Source organism: Pelagovum sp. HNIBRBA483, from assembly GCF_040931995.1.
In the GTDB taxonomy this organism is placed as follows: domain Bacteria; phylum Pseudomonadota; class Alphaproteobacteria; order Rhodobacterales; family Rhodobacteraceae; genus JAEPMR01.
In genome coordinates this window covers 201,045-225,993 of sequence record NZ_CP162412.1, presented here as the reverse complement: position 1 = coordinate 225,993, position 24,949 = coordinate 201,045, and the positions used below count along the sequence as shown (strand labels likewise).

Annotated in this window: 20 protein-coding genes; 8 read left to right on the top strand and 12 right to left on the bottom strand. The window is 55.3% G+C overall.

Features of this window, described 5'->3' with window-relative positions; genetic code table 11:
• Positions 1-26: 26 nt before the first annotated feature.
• A complete protein-coding gene (locus tag AB1E42_RS01120) occupies positions 27-491 on the top strand; it encodes a PTS sugar transporter subunit IIA (protein WP_368345168.1) in 465 nt (154 codons plus the stop codon).
• Position 492: 1 nt separating this feature from the next.
• On the opposite strand, the gene AB1E42_RS01115 is transcribed toward AB1E42_RS01120, so the two are convergent.
• Genes AB1E42_RS01115 through cysQ form a run of 7 tightly spaced genes read right to left on the bottom strand, consistent with a single transcriptional unit; the run spans position 493 to position 8,646 of the window.
• The gene (locus tag AB1E42_RS01115) at positions 493-1,917 is read right to left on the bottom strand and encodes a nodulation protein NodH (RefSeq protein WP_368345167.1); all 1,425 of its coding nucleotides are present in this window, start codon (positions 1,915-1,917) and stop codon (positions 493-495) included.
• Between the two features lie 3 nt (positions 1,918-1,920).
• Positions 1,921-3,618, bottom strand: coding sequence for a beta-1,6-N-acetylglucosaminyltransferase (locus AB1E42_RS01110; protein WP_368345166.1), 1,698 nt, complete (start codon positions 3,616-3,618; stop codon positions 1,921-1,923).
• On the bottom strand, positions 3,615-4,625 hold the full coding sequence (locus AB1E42_RS01105; protein ID WP_368345165.1) for a glycosyltransferase family 2 protein: 1,011 nt from the start codon (positions 4,623-4,625) through the stop codon (positions 3,615-3,617). Before AB1E42_RS01105 ends, AB1E42_RS01110 begins: the two co-directional genes overlap by 4 nt.
• A 40-nt stretch (positions 4,626-4,665) precedes the next feature.
• A complete protein-coding gene (locus tag AB1E42_RS01100) occupies positions 4,666-5,823 on the bottom strand; it encodes a glycosyltransferase family 4 protein (protein ID WP_368345164.1) in 1,158 nt (385 codons plus the stop codon).
• Positions 5,823-7,055 (bottom strand): glycosyltransferase family 2 protein, encoded by a 1,233-nt coding sequence (locus AB1E42_RS01095; RefSeq protein ID WP_368345163.1) that lies wholly within the window; start codon positions 7,053-7,055, stop codon positions 5,823-5,825. The genes AB1E42_RS01100 and AB1E42_RS01095 overlap by 1 nt, the downstream gene beginning before the upstream one ends.
• Positions 7,052-7,825 (bottom strand): manno-octulosonate cytidylyltransferase, encoded by a 774-nt coding sequence (locus AB1E42_RS01090; RefSeq protein WP_368345162.1) that lies wholly within the window; start codon positions 7,823-7,825, stop codon positions 7,052-7,054. Before AB1E42_RS01090 ends, AB1E42_RS01095 begins: the two co-directional genes overlap by 4 nt.
• Positions 7,826-7,845: 20 nt before the next feature.
• Positions 7,846-8,646, bottom strand: coding sequence for a 3'(2'),5'-bisphosphate nucleotidase CysQ (gene cysQ, locus AB1E42_RS01085; protein WP_368345161.1), 801 nt, complete (start codon positions 8,644-8,646; stop codon positions 7,846-7,848).
• Between the two features lie 34 nt (positions 8,647-8,680).
• Here cysQ and AB1E42_RS01080 point away from each other — a divergent pair, with 34 nt between their 5' ends.
• From AB1E42_RS01080 to radC, 4 genes are all read left to right on the top strand, one after another.
• On the top strand, positions 8,681-9,574 hold the full coding sequence (locus tag AB1E42_RS01080) for an ABC transporter permease (RefSeq protein ID WP_368345160.1): 894 nt from the start codon (positions 8,681-8,683) through the stop codon (positions 9,572-9,574).
• A gap of 176 nt (positions 9,575-9,750) precedes the next feature.
• Complete coding sequence (gene dnaK / locus AB1E42_RS01075; protein ID WP_368345159.1) at positions 9,751-11,664, top strand: molecular chaperone DnaK; 1,914 nt, start codon at positions 9,751-9,753, stop codon at positions 11,662-11,664.
• Positions 11,665-11,736: 72 nt separating this feature from the next.
• On the top strand, positions 11,737-12,882 hold the full coding sequence (dnaJ, locus tag AB1E42_RS01070) for a molecular chaperone DnaJ (RefSeq protein ID WP_368345158.1): 1,146 nt from the start codon (positions 11,737-11,739) through the stop codon (positions 12,880-12,882).
• Between the two features lie 79 nt (positions 12,883-12,961).
• Positions 12,962-13,693: a DNA repair protein RadC gene (gene radC / locus AB1E42_RS01065; protein ID WP_368345157.1), complete on the top strand. Its 732-nt coding sequence runs from the start codon at positions 12,962-12,964 to the stop codon at positions 13,691-13,693.
• A 1-nt stretch (position 13,694) separates the two neighbouring features.
• Here radC and AB1E42_RS01060 read toward each other — a convergent pair whose 3' ends face one another.
• Together AB1E42_RS01060 and secA are read right to left on the bottom strand one after the other, a co-directional pair.
• Positions 13,695-14,693 carry a hypothetical protein gene (locus AB1E42_RS01060; RefSeq protein ID WP_368345156.1) on the bottom strand — a complete coding sequence of 333 codons (999 nt, stop codon included), beginning with the start codon at positions 14,691-14,693 and terminating at the stop codon, positions 13,695-13,697.
• Between the two features lie 101 nt (positions 14,694-14,794).
• Complete coding sequence (secA, locus tag AB1E42_RS01055; protein WP_368345155.1) at positions 14,795-17,497, bottom strand: preprotein translocase subunit SecA; 2,703 nt, start codon at positions 17,495-17,497, stop codon at positions 14,795-14,797.
• A gap of 181 nt (positions 17,498-17,678) precedes the next feature.
• Between secA and AB1E42_RS01050 the strand changes: the two genes are divergently transcribed.
• Genes AB1E42_RS01050 through mutT form a run of 3 tightly spaced genes read left to right on the top strand, consistent with a single transcriptional unit; the run spans position 17,679 to position 20,137 of the window.
• On the top strand, positions 17,679-18,518 hold the full coding sequence (locus tag AB1E42_RS01050; protein WP_368345154.1) for a peptidylprolyl isomerase: 840 nt from the start codon (positions 17,679-17,681) through the stop codon (positions 18,516-18,518).
• A 3-nt stretch (positions 18,519-18,521) separates the two neighbouring features.
• Complete coding sequence (gene argJ / locus AB1E42_RS01045) at positions 18,522-19,742, top strand: bifunctional glutamate N-acetyltransferase/amino-acid acetyltransferase ArgJ (protein WP_368345153.1); 1,221 nt, start codon at positions 18,522-18,524, stop codon at positions 19,740-19,742.
• On the top strand, positions 19,739-20,137 hold the full coding sequence (mutT, locus tag AB1E42_RS01040; RefSeq protein ID WP_368345152.1) for an 8-oxo-dGTP diphosphatase MutT: 399 nt from the start codon (positions 19,739-19,741) through the stop codon (positions 20,135-20,137). The genes argJ and mutT overlap by 4 nt, the downstream gene beginning before the upstream one ends.
• Before the next feature lie 49 nt (positions 20,138-20,186).
• On the opposite strand, the gene infB is transcribed toward mutT, so the two are convergent.
• From infB to nusA, 3 genes are read right to left on the bottom strand one after another with little or no spacing between them, the layout of a single operon-like run.
• On the bottom strand, positions 20,187-22,679 hold the full coding sequence (infB, locus tag AB1E42_RS01035; protein WP_368345151.1) for a translation initiation factor IF-2: 2,493 nt from the start codon (positions 22,677-22,679) through the stop codon (positions 20,187-20,189).
• Positions 22,676-23,311 carry an RNA-binding protein gene (locus AB1E42_RS01030; RefSeq protein WP_368345150.1) on the bottom strand — a complete coding sequence of 212 codons (636 nt, stop codon included), beginning with the start codon at positions 23,309-23,311 and terminating at the stop codon, positions 22,676-22,678. The genes infB and AB1E42_RS01030 overlap by 4 nt, the downstream gene beginning before the upstream one ends.
• Positions 23,312-23,335: 24 nt before the next feature.
• On the bottom strand, positions 23,336-24,949 hold the full coding sequence (nusA, locus tag AB1E42_RS01025) for a transcription termination factor NusA (protein WP_368345149.1): 1,614 nt from the start codon (positions 24,947-24,949) through the stop codon (positions 23,336-23,338).

Below are 24,949 nucleotides of genomic sequence, written 5' to 3'. Positions count from 1 at the left end.
CAGGAAAATAGCTAGTTACGACGCTCATGGAACTCTCAACCATTTTGAAGCCCGAGGGCGTAAAGCTCTTGGGAGCATCTTCCAGCAAGAAACGCCTGTTTCAGGACATCGGCGATCTTGCGGAGCAGGTCTATGGCGTCGATTCACAAATCGTGACCGAGTGCTTACTCGAAAGAGAAGTGCTCGGCCCTACAGGCGTCGGCAACGGGATCGCCTTGCCGCATGCGCGGCTGGAGAGCGTCAAAGAGGTTTGCGGCCTGTTCGTCCGTCTCGAAAAACCACTGGAATTTGACGCCGTAGACCGCCAGCCGGTTGATCTTATCTTTGCGCTTTTTGCGCCGATCAATGCCGGTGTGGATCACCTGAAGGCACTTGCTCTGGTTTCGCGGACACTGCGAAATCCGAACACCTGCACAAAGTTGCGGGCCAATGACGCGCCAACAATCCTGCACACGATCCTGACAGAGGCGCAAACGTCGCAAGCGGCCTAACCTATCGCCAGTTGGCAAAGCCGAAAGCGACATAGTCTTTCTGATAAACAGCGCGCGCAGCGGCTTCAATTTCGCTGTCATAAATTTGCGAAAGCTGCTCGATATGCGGGTCAGGCATCGCGACTGGCAAGGGCATTTCATTCATGCCAATCTGCGCGGCAACGATCGCAAGGTCCTCGCGGAGCCACTCCTCGCGCAGGATCAGATCAGGGAACGTGACGCTGCTCATTCCCTGAAGCACAGACAGTTGGCTCGCCCACGATGGATCGACGCGGACGCCCGTTTGCCGCGCGAGATTCGCCTTCAGAAACTCGAGAAAGCCCAAAAACGCTGTTCGGTGGATCGCGGGCGTATAGTTTGAGTCCGGACCCTTCGCGGGAATCGGTAGCTTGTAGGCGTTCTTCAATGTCTTTCTGATTTCGAAGTAGCTGCCTGGACCCGTGGCCAAGATATGGTCGCAAAACGCTGCATGGGCCCGTGCAACGGGATGCCGAAGGACCGTGAAGCTCCGGTGCCCCGGATTGGTTGCCTTCCACTGTCGCAAGTTCTTTTGTTTGAAACCGGTCTTGAGTTCGGAAACAGCGCACTCGTCGAGATCGGCTAGCCATTGCGTCACTGCCTCTACAGGGCCGCCACGCACCGGCATGAACACCAGCTTGCTCTTCTTTCCCGCGACGAAAGTCGGGATCACAGGCCCACGCCGTGGCTCGAAATTCGGTGTTCGGAAGAGATTGAAGCGATCCAGCTTGGAAAGAGACGCTTCCATTTCCTTGAAATTTCCGACCTTCTCGCGCAGCGATTCAGGATTTTGCTTTTTCAGCTTTTGGTCCAATGCAGTCAGTTGTGCCTCACAACCGAGAAAGCGGGCCAAGCCGTTGATGATGTCGACATCCTGAAGATCCTCATAGGCGATGTAGAATGCCGTCTGACCAGACTTTTGAAGGCTGTTGAGAACTTTGACCTGAAAGGATTGCACTGAATCAAGATGCTCTTCGAATTCATCGGCATCGAAGTCGATCATTTGCTTCTTGAGGTGTTTTGCATTGGTCAGCTTCCACTGATCAGTGGCGCGCGCAATTTTCAGGCTGACATAGCTCTCAATCGGATTTCGCAGAAGAACGACCTTCGCGCATCGCTCGTCATTTAGGCAGGCCTCCAGAACACGGCTGTCGTGATTGCTGAAAAACCGGAAACCGCCAATGCCGCTGCTCTTTGTCTTGATCGTCTCAAGCAGCATAAACGGATTCCGTTCGCGAAGTTCGTGAGTGATGCCAAAGAGATCGGGCTTGTTTGGATAGCCGACAAAGCTCGGGTTGAAGGCCTCACCATGGCATTCAATCCCGTCGAAAGCGTTGAGGTTCGCCTCGAGAAAATTCGAACCTGTTCGCATTTCAGCGAGCACAACAAAATAGTCGAATTGGGTCATGACCTACCGGACCAGATATGGTTTTTGCGGGCGCTGCTTTTGTGTGCCGTAGTTATCATCGGGCGGGAAATCTCCTACGAGATAAGGATGCATTCCCTGATTTTTCAGATTCTGAATGAACTGCGCAAACCCCTGAAGATCAACCATTTTCGGAGCCTCGGACAAACGGCGCATGTTCTTTCCAGTGATTTCGTCGATCACCGATTGAAGTGCTTCTATTGGTGACTCGAGAAAATCTGCCAAGGTCCAAATCCGCACGCGGGCTTTCGTATAGATCGAACGGAGAATTTCGAGATGTTCACTTTCGATCTTTTGCAAGCGCGCTGCTACGCTTCGGATTTCGGAGAAATTGGCGTTTGAGCGGAACAGTGGCACCGCCCAAGCACCCGCCACGACCGAAATCTGCGCATTAGGATCTCTGGCGACATCCCAACTGATATATTGCTCGTCACGCGGGCCAAACATGAAGCATTGCCGCTCGCCGCGGGTATTCCAGATCATCCCGCGAAGAAACATGCGCCCATTGTAGTCTCTGATTTTGGCGCAATCAGAGAGCGCGCCGGAAAAGGTCTTTTGATCTCCCTCAAAATGGACCCGATCCTTTGCGAACAGATGGCCATGTACGCGCGCGCTGGTCGCATTCGCGAGCCAAGGCTCGAAATTCTCGAAAAGATCGGAGAAGCCTTCGAAAATTGAATAGGGGGCGGACGTTACACCGTTCTCCCAATCCTCGTTGGGAAAGCGGCTCTGCATATAAAGACCGGGGCGGCCTTTCGTGCGGCGCTCGACAGCTTTGGAGAAGATGCGATCAATCTTCCCCGGATTAGGTTCCTGCCCCTTGATCGCGCCAGCGGGATCATCAAGGAACGTAGCATAGAGCCTTTCGGCATGTGGCCAGATCTTTCTTGCGACAAAGCAATCTGAACGCCGCAAGAGTTGAAGATGATCATCATAGAAGATGTGTGGCTTGCCTTGGAAATCGAACTTCGACAACGTCAGAGAGCGGCTCTCAATATTGAGTGAGTATTGCCGCACCAAGGTTTGGAAATAGCTCTCGTCCGGAATCCAGACCCGTCTGAAATAACGATCAAAGGTTGGGCGCTCGGGGTCTTCGAGTATTGCGGAGAGAGTCTGCCGTGTGAGACACCACCATTGTGATCCCATATGAGGCACGAGCCCTTTTGGAATCTTCCTTTTAATGTTCAGTCGCCTTTGTAGCTCGACATATCTGTCGAAAAGGAACCGATGACGTTTCCATGCAAAGGGAAACCGTAGTGTAAAGCGCTCTTCATCCAAGCCGCCGACGGTCCAAAGGACATCAGATGTCGTCGCACTTTCGATAAAGTCGGTCTTGGGGCGTGCCTCCAGATAGCGGATCAATTCCTTTACCGGACGCAGCGGAAGGCAAGAACCAGACGCCAAATAGACATGGCGCACTTCTGGAAATGTCTCCAGCATCAATTCAGAGGCGGATTGGGATGCTGCGACAAGTCCCCACGTCCCCCACTCGCAGCGGTGCCGCTTGGAAAATCGCACATCCGTTAAATCGCGCAACGCGCCTTTGAACGCATTGAACACCTTACGATCCACGGCCTTGTCCACATGGATCACAACCGGGCAACCGCCCGCGACCCAATGCCGTACAACCTGTTCCGCGCGATCAAAGGCGGTATGAACCAACATGACGACGCCGACGCTCACGCCCAGTTCCCCTTTGACATCAGGCCGAGGATCTCTAACTGGCGCCAATTGATATATTGCTCGGACCACTTGCACCAAAGATCGGCGCTGTCTTTCAACCCTTCGGCATATGCCTTGTATTCGTGACTGTTCGCATAATGCTGGCGGCGTTCTAGCTCCTCCTCAGCCTTCACTGCAAAGGTATCGAGAAACTTCGTGTGAAGAAGAACGCCAGAGGCTTTCTCGCCACCCCATTCATCATAAACGAGGTTCAACCCCCGTGGCAGCAGCATGTGGGTCGAACTAACATAGGCATAGCGCCTGTCCCATTTCACCAGCGGTATCTTGTTCAAGGCGGGCGCCCGCCACGGTTCCTCGGTGAAAAAGGCGCGGCTCCGAGGGCCACCTTGAATCCAAAGGTTTCCGAAGCGGCTATTCTTCTTGATGGAGTAATTGCCTGAATCGAACCAAGGCGCCACCTCGATCGGATTTTCCCCCTTGAGGTAGCGCGCGTTTTTCAGACCGCCCTTTGGGTACATGTCGATCAGCATCGCTCCGAATGAACGGATCGAGGAGGCATCCAGCCAATCGGTCAGCGCTCGCACCGGCCGCGTATCGCAGAACGGATAGACAAAGAACTCATCAGGATCGACAACGAGGCACCAATGGCCATGCGCGTGCCGCATCTGGAGCCAGTTCAGCCAATCCACGCCAAATCGTGCGCGTTTGTAACTGGATTGGGTCCACCATAGTGACACATCCGGCTGGGCGGCGAGATACTCACCGCCACCGTCAGTGCTGCCATTGTCAACCATGAGGAAATGATTAACGCCCAATCCCCTATAATATTTGAGGAAATACGGGAGGCGCACATCCTCGTTCCGCAGGGTCGAAAAGAGGAGAATATCGCCGGGGCGGATTTTGGAAGTTCTGTCATTGATCACCGTCAGCTCGCGGCGCTTTCTAAACGCGCGAATTCGCCAACGGCGTCTTTGAAGACGCAATCTATATGATTGCCAAAGACCCAATGCCTACTCCCACCTGATTTCTCTCAATAACGCTCAAATATTACGACACTTTAAAGACGAGCTCAAAGTGAGACGACCAATCTGTGGCAGAAAAATGTGATCGGGTCACGGACTCTTGCGTCTCTGCAAGACGAATTGCCTCAGCCCAACCATCGCGATCGTGTGGATCAATGTAAGTGGCATAGTCTCCAAGCAGTTCTCTAAAAACGGGAATATCAGAGCAAATGATCGGCACGCCCATGCGCGCTGCCTCCACCGCCGGAAGCCCGAACCCTTCCGCAAATGATGGAAACAGAAGCGCGCGGGAATGCCTTAACAGCTGCACCAATTCAGCGTCAGAGACACCATTTCGCTCGGAGACACCGTCGATCCCTGCATCGAGCCGCCGGAAAACCTCCTCATTCCGCCAACCCCGTGCTCCCACGATCACGAGCTCGGCATTTGGGCGGCTTGGCGACGACCAAATATCGAGAAGGAGACTATGGTTTTTCCTCGGTTCGATCGTTCCCAGAATTACAAATGGTGATGACGATGTCTCCGCACCGTCGCCGCCGTTCGGCGGCGAAAAATGATCGGACCCAAGCGGCGCCTGCAATAGGGAAGGCAGTCGTAGATTCCGCTTATTTGTGGCTGCAACAACCTGTGCCTTTTCGCTTCGCGTCGTAACAATAATCTGGTCCGCAAATTCAAGCGCGGCCATGAAACCTTTCTCGAATTTCACAATGGTTTCGGGCCTCTGATATTCTGGGTAACTCAAAGGGATCACATCGTGGATCATGATGCGGATTTCCTGACATCCGGCCGAGCGCAAAGTGGCGAAAAAAGACGCCGAAAGTGCACTGTGACCCACGTTCAGATAACAGAATCCATTTGGGAAAAGGCGCAACAAAGCCTTATTTAGGGTCGAAAATCGTGCCCGAGTGACTGCGAAAAACCTCAATTGGGCAAGTACACGCCATTTAGCCAACGAACGGCCCGCCCATTGCGGAGCTATCAGGGGATAAAGGCGCTGCATGCCGCTTTGATCGACTAAAAGATAACCCCACCTAGTCCGTAATAGACCGTAGGTTTCCCCCTGTTCCTTCAGAAACCTGAGATACTCGAATTCGACCCTGTCGATGCCCGAAAACCGCTTGCCGATTCTCGATAATAGCCGCGTTAGGTCGATCACCAGTGGGGTTTGCGGACTTCCTGACATTATTTCGGCTCTATATCAGGCATAATTGAAGAAAACCGATCTGAAGATATGCGCTTTATTTCCCGCTCGACCCTGCCACGAAACCTCCAGATACGGAAAATTGGATCACCTCTCTCAGAGCGCCCGAACAAGCCGCCCCTTTGGACCCAGTATCCTTCATCATCCAAATATTTTGCAGTGTGAAACAGAGCCGTCCAACTCAACCGAATAACTGTGACGATATCGCCGGCCAATGCAGACTGTCGCGCAACGGCTCGAACGCGGCGACGGTTCCAAAAGCGGGACGCCAGAACTTTGTCTCGCCCGATCTGTACGGATACGGGACGAAAAGGCCGGCGCAAGTCCAGCTCTGGCGCCTTTGGAGTCCTTTTAGTCTCCATCTCAATACCCGCTTGGTATTGTTTCAAAAGAAGCCTCACCTGGATAGGGTCAATCAATCCGTCGATCATAAGCTGAATAAGTCTATTCCGCTGTAATAGAGTCTGTTTTTCGACCGCGTAACCGCGTTCTCGCGCTCCACAGTGCGATGAAAGGAACCGCGCTGTACTCTGGCCAATTTTTGTTAGGGATGTTGGTACGCGATCCTGCCGCCGCAGCGGCCCAGCAGCAAAACCATGATGAACGACAGCATCACCCACATAGGCTATCGACGCACCATCATTTCTTGCGCGCATCGAGACATCGGTATCATCCATGTAGAATGCGTAGCCTTCGTCAAAACCGCCCAAGCGCCGCAGAAACTTTGCATCAAAAGCGCAATTGGTCCCAACAAGCTTGATGCATTCACCGCGAAAAACACGCGCTTTAGAGCCGAAAGGGAGTGTGCGCTCGTCGGCATTTGGCGCGACTGAAACGCAGGTTGATTGGTTTGTGATCCCGTTTCTACCAATCACCCGCCCCGTTGCGGCCGAGGCAGCGCCAGACGCAATGGGCCCGACGAGACGAGATAGCCACAATGGCTCTGGCCGCGCGTCGTCGTCTATAAACGCAATAATTTCGCCCGCGGCGTGGGCAATACCGAGGTTGCGCGCAGCAGAGATATTCGCGTGACTGAACGCGACGGTTTTGATGACACCAACATCAAATTGCGCGGAAGAGAGCGCCTCAGGCTCGGCGACAATAATTATTTCGAAGCTGGGAAAGCGTTGTTGTAGCAGGGACTTAACGACACCGTTCAAATGGTTCGGTCGCCCGTGACTGACGATTATGACACTGACACGCGGCGCGATCACTGCCGCCCCACTGCGCCCAAATACGGTGCGACTTTCGGGATGTCTTCGGGATTGTTCACTTCCCAGAAAGACCGTCCTTGCAGGTCCGCTTGCACGCATTTGATAGGGATGCCGTTTTCGAGGAAACGCAACTGCTCCAGCCCTTCGCATTGTTCCAAGGGAGACTCAGGCAGCCTCAAATAAGCTTTCAATGCCTCAGGGCGATACGCATAGGCACCAATATGATGGAATACAGGGGTGGTTTCTTCGTCATCAAACCGCCCTGCGGTGTACGGAAGAACCTCTTTGGAGAAATAGAGAGCATTGCCGTCACTATCCTGCACCAGCGTCGTTGCACCGACCCGACCTTCGTGCCTGTCCTCTCGCAACGCGGCGAGCATGCGTCCGCTCGTCGGTAGGGCCGGTGTCGCAACTTGAACTGCAGGAGAGTCGAAAGCGCTTATCAGGGACTGTAAAATCCAATGTGGCATCAGAGGTGCATCACCTTGCAGATTCACGACAAGATCAAATTCATCGCCAATTGCTTGCAGAGCCTCCGCACATCGCTCGGTGCCATTTCGGCAGGCCGATGATGTCCGAACAACTTCACCACCAAACGAATTACATTCCGCCTCAATAAGATCATCATCCGTTGCCAAAACGATGCGGGCAAGATCTGCTAGTGGTTGCGCCGCAAGCCACGTCCAATGAGCGAGAGATCTGTCATCACCGCCGGGCGAGACTAATCGCGCAAGCGGCTTTCCTGGAAATCGAACCGACGCAAACCGCATCGGTATTACAATCAAGGTCTTCATGAGGACGAGACTAATTCAACCCCCGGCGCAAAAGCGATGAAAAACGGGTTTTCAAAGCCGGTCTTGCCATATGAAAGGGGTTCATGGGTCTCAAACGCAACGACCTGACCCCCTGCACCCTGCAAAACAGCCTGCCCCGCGGCAGTATCCCACTCCATTGTCCGCCCGAGGCGTGGATAGAGGTCGGCTTCACCGGTCGCAACGAGGCAAAACTTCAGCGATGATCCGGCGCTCTTGGTGTCGCTGTAAGAATATCGTTCCAGATAGTCGTCAGTCGCCTGATCTCTGTGGGATTTGGAAGCGACGATCCGCAAGGCCAAATTATTGGGTTTAGAGACTGAAATAGGCACCGTTTCGCCATTCTTTTGCGGGTCAAACGGCCCCTTCTCTTCGATTGAAACACCCCGATTATCGGTGATGAAAAGCCTTTCACGCGCCGGCGTATAAACGACCCCGCGAATGGGAACGCCAGCCTCCACATAGGCGATATTCACAGTGAAATCGCCTCTCCGGTTGATGAATTCTTTTGTCCCGTCAAGCGGATCGACGATCAGAAAAGTTGAGCCGGTTGTGCCATGCGTATCGGCCTGCTCTTCGGTCACGAGCGCAACATCTGGGAAAGCAGCTCGTAACCCTGCGGAGATATGCGCGTCGGCGAGTTTGTCGGCGACCGTTACAGGGCTTTCATCAGATTTTGACTCGACCTGAAAATCGTCTCTTCCATAAACTTCCATAATCAGCGCGCCTGCTTCAAGGGCAAGGCGCCTCATCTCTGTCTCAAGCTTCTGAAAGTCCACCTGAATCTCCATCTACAAGTATTTAACTGAAAAGATGATCGCTTTATGCGTGATCCCGTATTACGCTGCAACGCATTCATTCTCAGAGCGGCCAAACCTTCAGGAAATGTTTCAAACCCAGCGAAAAAGAAGCAAGTTCGTCTACGCCTTCGAAATGGGCGAGTTGATCTTTCACAGCGTGGTGCGGGACATCCGGAAGAGCCACAGCAATGCTGTCGTCGGCCTGCTCTTGAACCTTATCCAAGCCACGCTTTTCGTTGCCGCTTTTTATGCGATGTTTTTGCTACTGGGAATGAGAGGCGGCGGCATCCGAGGTGACTTCCTCCTTTATATCATGTCCGGCATCTTTCTCTTCATGACCCACGCCAAGACCATCGGCTCCGTGTTTGGTGCTGAGGGATCAACCTCCCCTATGATGCATCACGCGCCGCTCAATACGATCGTCACGATCTCCGCAGCGGCTATAAGCACGCTCTATCAACAGACGCTCACACTAGTTGTCGCACTCTTCCTCTACCATTCACTCATCACCCCAATCTCGATCCACGACCCTATCGGGGCATATGGCATGTTCTTGTTGGCTTGGATTTCGGGTGTGGCTATCGGCATCATATTCATGTCGATCCGGCCGTGGCTGCCGAACCTCGCGCCAATCGGACAGACTGTCTATTCACGGGTCAATATGATTGCCTCAGGCAAAATGTTTGTCGCGAACACGCTTCCTGCCAGTATGGTCGCCTTGTTTTCATGGAATCCGTTGTTCCATTGTATTGACCAAGCGCGCGGTTTTGTCTTCATCAACTACTACCCGCACAATAGCTCGATCTCCTATCCGGTGTCGGTAACGGTTGGTTTGTTTATGTTCGGTCTGATGATCGAGTTCTTCACCCGTAAGAATGCCTCTGCGAGTTGGAACGCCGGTCGCTAGCAATTCGCAATCCGTATTTAAATTTGCCCGTTTGACCCGTTGCAGCCCCCTGCTTGCCTCCCTATATACGCTCTGATCTATCCAGAAGCCGTTTAAGGCTGAAGGAACCAACCAGAAGGCTCGGATGCCGACAAGGGTCCGCGCCGATCAAACCGCCTAAGTGAGGGATTTGAAAAATGGGAAAAGTAATTGGTATCGACCTCGGTACAACCAACTCCTGCGTAGCCATCATGGATGGCTCCAAGCCGCGCGTTATCGAAAACTCTGAAGGTGCGCGCACTACGCCTTCGATCGTTGCATTCACTGACGACGAGCGCCTCGTGGGCCAGCCTGCAAAACGTCAGGCCGTAACCAACCCGGACAACACGATCTTTGGCGTGAAGCGCCTGATTGGTCGCCGGTTCGACGATGCGGATCTTGCAAAAGACAAGAAGAACCTGCCGTTCAACGTCATTAATGGCGGCAATGGCGATGCGTGGGTCGAAGCACGCAGTGACAAGTACAGCCCGAGCCAAATCTCTGCTTTCATCCTGCAAAAGATGAAAGAAACCGCAGAGAGCTACCTCGGCGAGGAAGTCACGCAAGCCGTTATCACCGTGCCGGCCTACTTCAACGACGCCCAGCGCCAAGCCACCAAAGATGCCGGCAAGATCGCCGGTCTTGAAGTGCTGCGGATCATCAACGAGCCGACCGCTGCTGCGCTTGCCTATGGCCTCGACAAAAAAGAAACCAAAACAATCGCCGTTTATGACCTTGGCGGTGGTACATTTGACGTGACCATCCTCGAAATTGACGATGGCCTCTTCGAAGTGAAGTCCACCAACGGTGACACGTTCCTTGGCGGTGAAGACTTCGACATGCGGATCGTCAGCTACCTTGCCGACGAGTTCAAAAAAGAGAACCAAGTCGACCTGACCCAAGACAAAATGGCACTCCAGCGCCTGAAAGAGGCCGCCGAGAAAGCAAAGATCGAGCTGTCCAGCTCCAGCCAGACCGAGATCAACCAGCCGTTCATCTCAATGGGCTCGAATGGCCAGCCGCTTCACCTCGTAATGAAGCTGACCCGCGCCAAGCTGGAAAGCCTCGTTGGTGATCTGATCAAAGCGTCGATCAAGCCATGCCAAGCCGCTCTGAAGGACGCCGGTCTGTCGACCAACGACATCGACGAAGTCGTACTTGTTGGCGGTATGACCCGTATGCCGAAGGTCATCGAAGAAGTGACCAAGTTCTTCGGCAAAGAGCCGCACAAGGGTGTGAACCCTGATGAGGTTGTCGCTATGGGCGCTGCGATCCAAGCAGGCGTTCTGCAAGGCGACGTTAAGGACGTTGTTCTTCTCGACGTGACGCCGCTGTCCCTCGGCATCGAAACGCTGGGCGGTGTTTTCACCCGCCTGATCGACCGCAACACCACAATCCCGACGAAGAAGAGCCAAGTGTTCTCCACCGCCGAGGATAACCAGAACGCCGTGACCATCCGCGTGTTCCAAGGTGAGCGTGAAATGGCTGCTGACAACAAGATGCTCGGTCAGTTCAACCTCGAGGAAATCCCGCCGGCACCTCGCGGCATGCCGCAGATCGAAGTGACCTTCGACATCGACGCCAACGGTATCGTGAGCGTTTCGGCGAAGGACAAAGGCACGGGCCGTGAGCAGAAGATCACAATCCAGGCTTCCGGCGGCCTGAGCGACGACGAGATCGAAGCAATGGTCAAGGACGCAGAGGCCAACGCCGATGCGGACAAGCAGCGCAAAGAACTGGTGGAAGCCAAGAACCAGGCCGAAAGCCTGATCCACTCCACCGAGAAAGCGATCGAAGAGCACGGCGATAAGGTCGACCCGACCACCGTCGAAGCGATTGAACTCGCAGTCGCGGCCTTGAAGGACGAGCTTGAGAACGACAATGCCGACAAGATCAAGTCTGGCATCCAGAACGTGACCGAAGCGTCGATGAAACTTGGCGAGGCAATCTACAAAGCCAGCCAGGATGAATCGGGTGGCGATTCGGCAGCGGCAGACGAAGCTTCAGCGGCCGATGAAGATATCCTAGATGCCGATTTCGAAGATCTCGGTGACAACAAGGACGGCCGCTAAGCCAAGGCGTAGCAAAGGCGAGACCGGCCCGGACCCCCGCGCCGGTCTTTCCTTTTAAGAGGGCATCAATCAATGGCGAAACGCGACTATTACGAAGTTCTTGGAATTTCTCGCGGCGCATCCGCCGATGAGATCAAGAAAGCCTATCGCCAAAAGGCGAAAGAACTTCACCCCGATAGAAACGCTGACAACCCAGACGCCGAGGCACAGTTCAAGGAAGCCAACGAAGCATACGAGGTGCTCAAGGACGGCGAAAAGAAAGCTGCCTATGACCGCTTCGGGCATGCGGCCTTTGAAAACGGAATGGGCGGCGGACAGCGCGGTGGCTATGGCGGCGGCAATGCCGATTTTGCCAGTGCTTTTTCTGATGTGTTCGACGACCTCTTCGGTGATTTCATGGGCGGTCGCCAAGGTGGCGGGCGCAATCGCGCCACCCGTGGTAATGATCTTCGCTACAACCTGAAGATCACACTCGAGGAAGCCTTCGGCGGACTGCAAAAGACGATCAACGTGCCAACTTCGGTGGCATGCGACTCCTGCAACGGCACAGGCGCAGAAGGCGGAAGCGAACCTGTAACATGCCCCACCTGCTCTGGCATGGGCAAGGTGCGCGCCCAGCAGGGCTTCTTTACGGTGGAGCGCACATGCCCCACCTGCTCTGGTATGGGTCAAACCATCAAGAATCCGTGCAAATCCTGCCACGGCGCAGGGCGCACCGAGAAAAACCGCTCACTTTCGGTGAACATCCCCGCTGGTGTGGAAACTGGTACACGCATTCGGCTCGCAGGCGAAGGCGAAGCCGGGCTGCGTGGCGGGCCATCGGGAGATCTCTACATCTTCATCGAGGTGGCGCCGCATAAGCTCTTTGAACGGGATGGGACCAATCTTTATTGCCGTGTGCCTGTCTCTATGGCGTCGGCCGCGCTTGGCGGTGATATCGAAGTACCGACCATCGACGGCGGGCGCAGCCGCGTGAAAATCCCTGAAGGCAGCCAAACCGGCCGTCAGATGCGTCTTCGCGGCAAAGGCATGCCAGCGCTCAGGTCGGGCGGTGTCGGTGATATGTTCATCGAGCTGAACGTTGAAACGCCAGTGAAACTAAGCGCGAAGCAAAAAGAACTGCTGCGGGAATTCGCTGACCTCGGCGAGGAAAACAATCCGTTGAGTTCAACCTTCTTCTCATCGGTCAAGAGCTTCTGGGACTCGATGAAGGGTTAACCCGTTAACGGGGCGGTAACCATAACTGGTTTACCGCCCCTATATGGGTCACCGCAGGACATACGACAAAGAGCCGCTTTTGCCGCTCTCCGGCGCGTCAAAACCTGACAGAGCGCCGGTACGGGCAACCATTGAACAGCCATCCTACATCAAAGACCATCGAAAGCGGCTGCGAGAGCGGTTCTTGATAGGCGGTCCCGACGCTATTCCGGAATATGAGTTACTTGAGCTTCTGCTCTTCCGCGGCATCCCCCGCAGAGACGTTAAGCCAGTTGCTCGCCAGCTGCTTGAAACTTTTGGAGATTTCAATTCGGTCATCACGGCACCGATCGGGCGCTTGCGCGCAGCAAAGGGGATTGGCAGCAGCGCCATCATCGAATTGAAAATTGTCGAAGCGGCAGCCCAAAGGTTGTCGCGCGCGCGGATGATGAATAAGCCCATTATTTCGGGCTGGAATGCGCTCCTTGATTACTGCCACACCGTCATGGCCCATCGCGAAACAGAGCAGTTCCGCGTCCTTTACCTGAACACCAAAAATATGATTTTAGCGGATGAGTGCGCGGGGTCCGGCACTGTCAATCATGTGCCCGTCTATCCCCGCGAAATCATCAAGCGCTGTCTCGATCTTTCTGCAACAGCCGTCATCCTTGTGCATAATCATCCAACGGGTGATCCCACGCCGTCGCAGGCTGATATTGATATGACTGAAAGAATCGAACATGCAGCGCGTGTCTTTGACATAGCGCTGCACGATCATGTCATCATTGGCCGAGAGCGAGAGCTGAGCTTTCGGGCAAGCGGCCTGCTGTAGCTCACTGCATCGCGAGATGAACAGGGCTGATAAGGCTGCCGAGCAGGATGAAATCACCAACAGCGTCGCAGCTCGGAATCGACAAAGACAAATCTAGCGCCCTCAGATCCGAAGCGGCGGCAAATTCCAAAGTTTGAGCCGAAATCTCGCGGCCGCAATTTTCGGCTGTGATTTCCGCTTCGACCGAGAATCGTACTGATTTGCTGCCGTCTTCCGCGCCAAAAGCAGGAATAGAAAACACTTCCGAGAAGTTAGCCTCAGCGACCAAATCCTCGCCAAAACGCTGCATCACAGCACCGCCTGCACTGGTGTTCCCAACCGTAGTCAGGTGCAAAGGATCGCCGTACGTTGCGCCATCGATGAATGCATGAAGCTCCAGGCCCGTATCTCCCTGCCAGAGCAAAACCGCGCGATGATAATCGTCAAAGTCAGAAACGAAGGTCGCGCCAACCGCAGTCGAGCCGTCCATGAAGCTGGCCATGACAACGGGCGCCTTGGCAAGGGCTGGAATTTGCGTCGAATAAAGGCCATCCGCATCGGTGGCGGCGGTGAACATCATCCCTTGATGGTGGATCGTGACAATTTGATCCGCAGCACATGGTGCATCAAGGTTTACCTCTACCATCGCGCCCTTAGCCGCCGATAGCAGCATGCGCGGCGTACAGTCGCCTGTCGATGCTATTGTCGTCAGCGCCGGCGCATCAGATGTCACGCCAAAGTCCTCTGCCGCCACTGCTGCAAGAAGTTGTGGCTCCAATGTGGGGTCAAACGAGGAAATGGGTTTGGGAAGCTGCGCCACTAGCGCTGTCGAGTTCTCAACCTGCGGCGCTTCAAATGCGGGGAGTTCGACCATCGGCACCATCGCCACAGGAGCCGCCACAACCTCGGGCTCACCTGCGAGACGGGAAGCCAGAGCATCGCCGTTCTGCACTACAAAACCGATTCCAAGAGCCGCCGCGAAAGTGCCGCCGGCAACCGCAATCTTTCGAATCTGTGACATCGCTCGCGTCCCTTCTATGGCTAGAACGGATACAATCTAGGATTTTAAAGTGTCCCAAGAACGACGCGACAAAGGAAAGATTACGGCGCGATTTGGACCGATTATGTCAACTTTCCGTGGCAGTGCTTGAACTTCTTTCCCGAACCGCAAGGGCAGGTATCATTGCGACCGGGATTGCCCCATGTCTGCGGATTGGCTTCGTCAAACCCCTCACGCACTTCACCTGTGGCCTCTTGCTGCGCAACAGGCGCAGCACCCGCCGCTGCCGCCTGTAGACGGCGCTGCTGATCTGCGAGCTGCTGCATGAGAGCGCGCTGCTCTTCTTCGGTCATCGGGCGAATCTGCGAAAGCTTCTGGGTTACTTCTTGGCGCAAACTGTCGAGAAGGCTCTCAAAAAGCTGGAAGCTCTCGGTCTTGTACTCGTTCAGCGGATCACGCTGCGCATATCCACGGAAACCCACAACCGAACGCAAATGCTCAAGGGTGAGCAAATGCTCGCGCCATTTCGCGTCGATCGTGTTGATCAGAATTTGCTTCTCGATGTTGCGCATCGTCTCGGGGCCAAAGGCCTCAAGCTTCTCCGCCATGAATTTGTCGGCTGCTTCGATCAGACGTTCACGAACGACTTCCTGATCGACACCATCCTCATCACACCATTCGGCAAGGGGCGGCTTGATGGATAGGATTTCGGCAACATCCTTCTCGATGCCTTCGACATCCCACTGGTCGGCGTAGGTTTTCGGCGGCAAATGGATGTCGATTAGATCTTCGATCACTTCGTGGCGCATATCTTCGACGATCTCGGAGAGATCACTCGCACCCATGACTTCGCGGCGCTGCTTGAAGATCACTTTACGCTGATCGTTCATCACGTCGTCGAACTTCAAAAGTTGCTTACGAATGTCGAAGTTGCGGCCTTCCACCTTCGCCTGCGCGCGCTCAAGGGATTTGTTGACCCAAGGGTGAACGATGGCTTCGCCCTCTTTCATCCCCAGTGACGACAGCACTTTATCCAAGCGCTCAGACCCGAAAATTCGCATCAGATCGTCTTCGAGCGACAGGAAGAATGCGGAGCGGCCCGGATCACCCTGACGCCCCGAACGGCCACGCAGCTGGTTATCGATCCGACGGCTTTCGTGCCGCTCGGTGCCCAAAACGAACAAACCGCCCGCGTCAAGAACGCGCTGCTTTTCGTCCGCATGAGCCGCTTCGATTTCAGACCTCAGCGCATCGGGGTCAGCCTCAGGGTTTGCCGCGAGAGCTTCAAGCACCTTCATCTCGACGTTGCCGCCTAGCTGAATATCGGTCCCACGTCCGGCCATGTTCGTTGCGATCGTCACCGCGCCGAATTTACCTGCATCAGCAACGATCTGTGCTTCCTGCTCGTGCTGGCGTGCGTTCAGAACGTTATGCTTGATTCCTTCTTTCGTCAGAAGTCCGCTCAAGAATTCTGACTTCTCGATAGATGTCGTACCGATGAGGGTGGGTTGCCCCTTTTCATGCGCAACCTTGATCGCCGCGACGATTCCGTCGAATTTCTCTTTCACCGTACGGTAGACCTGATCATGTTGGTCATCCCGCGCAACGGGCCGGTTGGTTGGAACTTCCACCACGCCAAGCTTGTAGATTTCCATAAATTCTTCAGCCTCGGTCTGCGCTGTGCCGGTCATGCCCGAAAGCTTTTCGTAGAGACGGAAGTAGTTCTGGAAAGTGACCGATGCGATGGTCACGTTCTCGGGTTTAATCGAGCAGTGCTCCTTGGCCTCAATTGCCTGATGCAGACCATCTGAAAGGCGTCGGCCCGGCATCATACGGCCAGTGAATTCATCAATCAGCACCACCTGATCGTCGCGGACGATATAGTCTTTATCCTTTGAGAAAAGCAGGTGTGCGCGCAGACCCTGATTCACATGGTGAACCAAGGTCGTGCTTTCGGGATCATAAAGATTCTGCCCCTCAGGAAGCAAACCAAGCGCAGTCAGCCTCTCCTCAAGGAACTCGTTGCCTTCATCGGTGAAACTGACATTGCGGGATTTCTCATCGAGCGAGAAATGCGCTTCGGTCAATTCGGGGATCAGGACGTCAACCGCTTTGTAAAGCTCTGAACGGTCCTGCGCGGGGCCAGATATAATCAGGGGCGTCCGCGCTTCGTCGATCAAGATGCTGTCCACCTCATCGACAATCGCAAAGAAGTGATCACGCTGCACGAGCTGGTTTAGCTCGGTTTTTGTGTTGTCACGCAGATAGTCAAACCCAAGCTCGGTATTCGTCGCGTAGGTGACATCGCATGCATATGCGGCCTTCTTTTCCTCTTCCGGCTGCTGGGAGTAGGACACGCCTGTTGTCAGCCCCAGAGCGGAGTAAACCTTCGACATCCACTCGGCGTCGCGGCGGGCGAGGTAGTCGTTGACCGTAACCACATGCACTCCACGCCCTGTGAGGGCATTCAGGTAGGCAGGGAAAGTTGCAACAAGGGTCTTACCTTCGCCGGTCTTCATCTCGGAGATATTGCCCTGATGCAGGAAAATACCGCCCATCAACTGCGTATCGAATGCGCGCAGGCCCAAAGCACGTTTGGCAGCTTCGCGGCAATTGGCAAAAGCTTCAGGAAGAAGATCGTCAAGCTTGGCGCCTTGAGCAACGCGCTCTTTAAGCTCTTCGGTTTTCTGCTTTATGCCTTCATCCGAAAGCGCCTCGAACTCAGGCTCCAGCGCATTGATCTTTTCAACGACAGGGCGGGTGGCTTTTATTTTTCGATCATTGGGAGTGCCAAAGACTTTTCGTGCAAACGATCCAATACCCAACTTCTTATCTCCGCTTTCCGGCGCCTGTAAAATTCACGATTCTGAGGAGGTTGCTTGTAGGTGTGGTGCCCAAAGCCTAAACAGGGACCGGCCAAGGTCCCCTCGGAACCTTAGTTCGATGTAAGGGGCGGGGTCTGGAGTGTCAACGTTACGCAGAAGCCATAAAGGAAAGGCCAATTCTATGATGAAATCCATTCTTCTCGCGACAGCCGCAAGCCTCGCCATTAGCGGGTCTGCGATTGCGCAAGATGCCGATGCAGATACCGTTGTGGCGACCGTCAACGGAACCGAAATTACACTCGGTCAGTTGATTGTTTCGCGCGCGCAATTGCCCCAGCAATACCTCCAGTTACCTGATGATGTCCTCTATGATGGCCTCCTCGATCAATTGATCCAGCAACAGCTCCTCGCTGATACGGTCGAAAGCACACCACGGCACGTTGCTCTGGCTCTGGTCCTTGAAGAGCGTTCCCTGTTGGCAGGGCAGGCAATCGAAGAGGTATCTCTTGAAGCAGTCACTGATGAGGCGATTGCTGCGCTTTATGAATCGCGCTTCGGCACGGCCGAGCCGGAGCCGGAGTTTGACGCATCACACATCCTTGTAGAGACGGAAGAAGAGGCCATCGCCGTTGTTGCGCGACTGGAAAGCGGCGCAGACTTTGCAACCACGGCACAAGAGGTTTCGACCGGCCCATCAGGCCCGTCAGGCGGTGCGCTTGGTTGGTTCGGCATGGAGATGATGGTGCCTGAGTTCGAAGCAGCTGTCGTCGACATGGAGGTTGGCGCAATCTCGGCCCCCGTACAGACCCAATTTGGCTGGCATGTGATCAAGCTAAACGACACCCGCGAAAAGCCAGCCCCCGATATCGACACTGTCCGCTCCGAACTTGCTAGCGAAATTCAGGAGCAAGCTATCACGGAGGCTATTGATTCCCTCCTCGAAACGGCTGAAATCGTGCGGCCGGAAGGTATTGAAATCGATCCGGCAGTTTTGCAGAACATCGATCTCTTGAAAGACTGATAAATGACGATATCGCCACTGGCCCCTGCCAATTTCCCATCCCTTCCCGAAATCGACGGCGTCCGTTTTTCGACCATCGCTGCGGGCGTTCGATACAAGGGCCGAACGGATGTAATGATGGCAGAGCTGGCCAGTGGCAGCAGTATTGCCGGCGTCTTCACCCGATCTTCCACGCGATCAGCGCCGGTTTTGGATTGTCAGGAAAAGCTCGCCAACCCGAAAGGGGAAAACGAGCACGCTATCTTCCTTGTGAACTCTGGGAACTCAAACGCCTTCACAGGGCAATTCGGGGTGAAGTCCGTCAAAGCGATCACTGAAAAGGTCGCGGCGGCAACCGGCATCCCAGAAGCGCGCATCTTCACTAGCTCCACTGGTGTCATTGGTGAACCGCTGCCACATGATAAGATCATCGCTGCCATAGACACCCTCGCCGGCGACCTATCCGCCGGTGCCGCGGAGGCCGCCGCCAAAGCAATCATGACAACCGACACTTTCCCAAAAGGTGCTGCCGCTGAAATCGAGATTGACGGGAAGATGGTCCACATCTCCGGCATCGCAAAAGGGTCCGGCATGATCGCGCCGGATATGGCGACGATGCTGGTCTATATCTTCACTGACGCCGCAATCAGCCCAACGGCGCTGCAATCTTTGCTTTCCTCGCTCACGGACAAAACGTTCAACGCAATCACTGTTGATAGTGATACCTCGACCTCTGACACCCTGCTCATGGGGGCGACAGGTGCCTCGGGTGTCAATGTCGAAGGCAATGCTGCATTCGCGGACGCGCTACATGGCGTCATGCTTGATCTCGCGCATCAGGTGGTGCGCGATGGCGAAGGCGCGACAAAGTTTGTCGAAGTACAAGTCAGCGGTGCCGCCTCCGATGATGACGCCCGAAAGGTGGCTCTGGCAATCGCGAACTCACCGTTGGTCAAAACTGCAATTGCAGGCGAAGACCCCAATTGGGGGCGAGTCGTCATGGCCGTTGGCAAATCTGGCGCGAAAGCGGACCGTGACCTTCTGACAATTCGCTTCGGTGATATCATCGTCGCAGAAAACGGATGGGTCTCCCCCAGCTACAGCGAAGGACAGGGCGCTGCCTATATGAAGCAGCAAGAGTTGGTCATTTCCTGCGACCTTGGCGTCGGAGGCGCACAATCGACTGTGTGGACCTGCGATCTCACCCACCGTTATATCGAGATCAACGCGGACTATCGCTCATGAAGGTGGTTCTTGTCTCTGCCGTCGCCCTGATAGACGTTGACGGCCGCGTCCTGCTCGCCCAACGGCCGGAAGGCAAGTCGATGGCAGGTATGTGGGAGTTCCCCGGCGGCAAGGTCGAGCAAGGCGAAACACCGGAAGAGGCACTGATACGCGAACTCGATGAGGAATTGGGGATAGAAACATGGGGATCGTGCCTCGCGCCGCTGACCTTCGCGAGCCACAGCTACGACGACTTCCACCTTCTCATGCCGCTTTTTGCCTGCCGCAAATGGGGTGGGACACCACATTCAAAAGAGGGACAAACCTTAAAATGGGTGAAGCCGAACGAGCTGCGCAAGTATGAGATGCCGCCTGCGGATATTCCCCTGATCCCGATTTTAAGGGACTGGCTATGAAAAAGGGCGGGTCCAATGACCCGCCCTTCCTATTTCAATCGCATGAAGATCAGAGCGAACGCTCGACCTCTTCACGCTCGAAGATTTCGATAACGTCATTCGGGCGCACGTCTTCGTAGTTCTCAAAGGCCATACCGCATTCCTGACCGGACTGCACTTCTGCAACCTCGTCCTTGAAGCGCTTGAGCGTTTTGAGAGTACCTTCGTGAATAACAACGTTATCACGCAGGAGGCGCACACCAGCCGAACGGCGCGCAACACCTTCAGTGACAAGACAGCCAGCCACCTTGCCAACACCGGACACTTTAAAGACCTCTTTGATCTGCGCGTAACCGATAAAGCGCTCGCGCACCTCGGCAGACAGCAGGCCACTTGCCGCTTTCTTCACGTCATCCACAAGATCGTAGATCACGGAGTAGTAGCGCAGTTCGATGCCTTTTTGGTTGGCCGTGTTCCGCGCAGAAGCATTCGCACGGACGTTAAAGCCGATGACCGGCGCGCCAGATGCCTCAGCAAGACCAACATCAGTTTCGGTGATGGCACCGACGCCGTAATGAAGGACGCGCACGCGAACCTCATCGTTGCCGATCTTTTCCATCGCCTGAACGATTGCCTCGGCAGAGCCTTGCACGTCAGCTTTCACGACGATCGGAAGTTCTGCAACATTCGCATCTTCCTTGGCTTTCGCCATCAACTGCTCAAGGGTCGTGGCGGCGCCAGCGGCAGCACGCTTCTCTTTGGCAGCATTGTGCCGGTATTCAGCGATTTCACGCGCCTGTGCCTCGGTCGAAACAACGTTTAGAACGTCGCCTGCCTCCGGTGTCCCGTTCAGGCCAAGAACCTCGACAGGAACAGACGGACCGGCCTCCTGTACGCGATCGCCCTTGTCATTGATGAGCGCGCGAACTTTGCCCCACTGCTCACCAACCACAAAGATATCGCCTTGGCGCAATGTTCCGTGCTGTACGAGGACTGTCGCAACAGGACCGCGACCCACATCAAGCTGCGCTTCAATCACCGCGCCCATTGCGGAACGGTCGGGGTTGGCTTTCAGTTCCAGAATCTCTGCCTGAAGCGCGATTGCTTCCAGCAGCTCATCAAGACCTTTTCCGGAAATGGCCGAAACTTCCACATCCTGCACATCACCGGAAAGTTTTTCGACGATCACCTCATGCTGCAACAGATCGGTGCGAACCTTATCAGGATTAGCAGCAGGCTTATCGCATTTATTGATTGCCACGATCATCGGCACTTTGGCCGCTTTCGCATGGTTGATCGCTTCGATGGTCTGCGGCATCACGGCATCATCGGCGGCAACAACCAGAACAACGATATCCGTCACCTGCGCACCACGGGCACGCATGGATGTAAACGCAGCGTGGCCCGGCGTATCGAGGAAGGTCAGCGCTGCACCGCTTTCCGTGATGACCTGATAGGCACCGATATGCTGGGTGATGCCACCCGCCTCGCCTGCAACGACCTTCGCATTTCGGATCGCATCGAGAAGCGATGTCTTGCCGTGGTCGACGTGTCCCATCACCGTAATGATCGGTGGACGGCCTTTCAGCAGCGTCGGATCATCTTCAACGGTGTCGATGACGTCTTCAACGTCGGAGTCAGAAACACGCTGCACTTTATGACCGAATTCAGTGATGATCAGTTCGGCGGTATCAGCGTCGATCGTTTGGTTCTGAGTCGCCATGATGCCATTCTGCATCAGGGATTTCACGACATCAGCCACACGTTCGGCCATCCGGTTCGCCAATTCGCCAACCGTGATCGCCTCGGGCAGCTGCACGTCACGCACAACCTTTTCGCGCTCGACCTGACCGCCCATAGCTTTCTGACGGGCACGTTCCTGCTTACGGCGCATGGATGCAAGGGAACGCTGGCGTCCACCACCATCGCCCGAAAGGGCTTGGTTCAGTGTCAGCTTGCCGGAACGACGGCCCTCGTCATCGCGGGCGCCTTTGGGCTTGACCTGCTTTTCGCGTGTATCACGCTCGGGAGCCTTACGCGCAGGCGCGGCGCTGCCACGGGGGGCCGGGCGCGCTTCATCGGGTTGCGGAGCGGGCGCCGCTGCTTCCACAGCTTTCCGCGCAGCAGCTTCTTCGGCCTTGCGCTGGCGCTCTTCTTCCTCTTCCGTCTTCTTGCGGGCTTTTTCTTCGCGCTCGCGCTCTTCGCGCTCTTTCGCTTCGGCTTCTTGACGGCGGCGCTCACGCTCTTCAGCGCGCTCGCGCTCTTCGGCCGCGCGTTGTTCAGTTTCCTCAGCCTCGCGGGCTTTCGCCAACGCGAGCGCCTTCATCCGGCGTTCCATCTCCGCATCGGAGATCCCACCGGGACGCTTTGCCGGATCGCTTTTAACCGGCTGAGCACCACCCGCAGTCGCTTTCGGCGCGGCGCCCGGCTTGGGAACCACAACCCGCTTGCGCTTGGTCTCAACCACGACGTTCTTGGTGCGACCATGGCTAAAGCTCTGCTTTACGTTCCCCGATTGGGGGCCGCGCAGACCAAGGGTTTTCTTTCCGTCGTTATCGCTCATCTAGCTACTTTATCCTTTCCGACAGCTGGATTGCCGTCGCCCTTATCGCGTAAACCTCGAAGTCTCGAGGCTTCCTCTACTACACGGTCGCTGAGTCCGCCAGTCGCGAGCGCGCCATGTATCACACTTTGCCGGCCAAATGCCAAACCCAATTCATCTGAGGTCAAGCAGCCAAAATATCTCGCGCCTTCGGGCGTCCAAAGCTTTGCCTTACCACGATCAGACCCGTCGCTGGCTTGTAGCAGTACCCGAACATGGGCGCCGCCGCTTAGCCAGCCCTTGACCTTTTCAAACCCGCAGACCGCCAGCCCTGCCTTCCGTGCCAAAGCAATTAGATCGACAACGCGCCGCGCAAGTTGGCGCTCAACTTCGTCAACCAATCCTTCCGGCACCGTAACGGGCGCCTTTGCAGAGCGCGAAAACTGCCCCTTCGAAGCCTGTGCTAACAGTTCGGCATCAGAAGTGACCCACATGCCGCGACCCGGCAGCTTTTCCAGAATGTCTGGAACAACCTGATTGTCCGGCCCGACAACAAAACGGATCAACCCTGCCTTTGGCTGGGTATCGCCTGATACGATGCACCGACGCTCCGATGCATCGCCTTTGGTTTTATTCGATCCGCCCCGCGCCATGCGTGCCACCAAACCGAAGCCACATTAGGCTTCGCTTTCCTCGGTTGCGGCGTTGGCTTCCTCATCAGCCGTTTCCAGCTCGGCGGGATCAACCCAACCCAGCATGACCCGTGCATTCATGATGAGGTCCTGCGCCTCTTCCAAGCTTACATCAAACGGCTCGAGAACACCGTCATCTTTGGCGCGCTCTCCATCAACCGTCGTCCATCCACCTGCCAGTTCCCAGTCAGCGCAAGTAGCAAAGTCTTCCAGCGTTTTGACGCCATCCTCAGCAAGAGCGGCAACCATCTGCGGTGTCAGGCCTTCGTATCCGATCAGGCTATCCTCGGCGCCAAGCGCACGCGCCTGCTCCAACGCTGCTGTATTTTGCGCATCAAGCACATCGCGCGCGCGGGCCTGCAACTCATTGGCTGTATCTTCATCGACGCCATCAATGACCAACAGTTCATCCAGCTCGACATAAGCGACCTCTTCAAGGTTCGTGAACCCCTCCGAAACCAACAGTTGGGCAAAGAACTCATCCAGATCGAGCGCTTCCATGAACAACTTGGTGCGTACTTCAAACTCTGCCTGACGGCGCTTCGATTCTTCTTCCTCAGTCATGATGTCGATGTCGAGGTTGGTGAGCTGCGACGCCAGGCGCACGTTCTGACCCCGACGACCAATCGCAAGCGAGAGCTGTTCTTCAGGAACAACGACCTCGATCTTGCCAGCTTCCTCGTCGAGAACAACCTTCGAAACCTCAGCGGGCTGCAATGCATTGACGAGGAAGGTCGGCATATCCTCATTCCAGGGAATGATGTCGATCTTTTCGCCCTGAAGCTCGTTCACAACAGCCTGAACACGGCTACCGCGCATACCCACACAGGCACCAACCGGATCAATCGAGCCGTCATAAGAAATCACAGCGATCTTTGCTCGGCTGCCCGGATCACGCGCAACGGCTTTGATCTCGATGATGCCTTCGTAGATTTCCGGCACTTCCATCTTGAACAGCTCGGCCATGAATTCTGGCGCGGTGCGGCTTAGGAAGATCTGCGGACCACGCGGCTCGCGGCGCACATCCTTGATGTAACAGCGGATACGATCGCCGGGGCGGTAGCTTTCGCGACCGATCTTCTCGTTACGGCGCAGAATGGCTTCACCAGCACCGATATCGACGATGACGTTGCCGTACTCCTCGCGCTTGACCAGCGCGTTGATGATCGTTCCGGCGCGATCCTTGAACTCGTTGTACTGACGCTCGCGCTCTGCCTCGCGGATACGCTGCAAAATCACCTGGTTCGCGGACTGAACCGCGATCCGACCCAGCTCAACTGGCGGGATTTCCTCGACGAACGTGTCCCCAACAGCCGGTGACTCAAGATACTGCTTCGCCTGCTCCACGGTCATTTCGGCTTGATAGTTCTCAAGCTCCTCTTCATCGACCACGGTACGGACGCGGGTAAAGGTCGCCTTACCGGTTTTGCGGTCGATCGACACGCGAATGTCCATCTCCGAGCCGTAACGAGACTTCGCCGCCCGCGCGAGCGACTCTTCCATCGCCTCAACAACAACGCCGGGATCAATCATTTTTTCGCGCGCCACAGCTTCCGCCGCGTGCAGCAATTCAAGTTGGTTGGCAGAGGTGATTGCCAT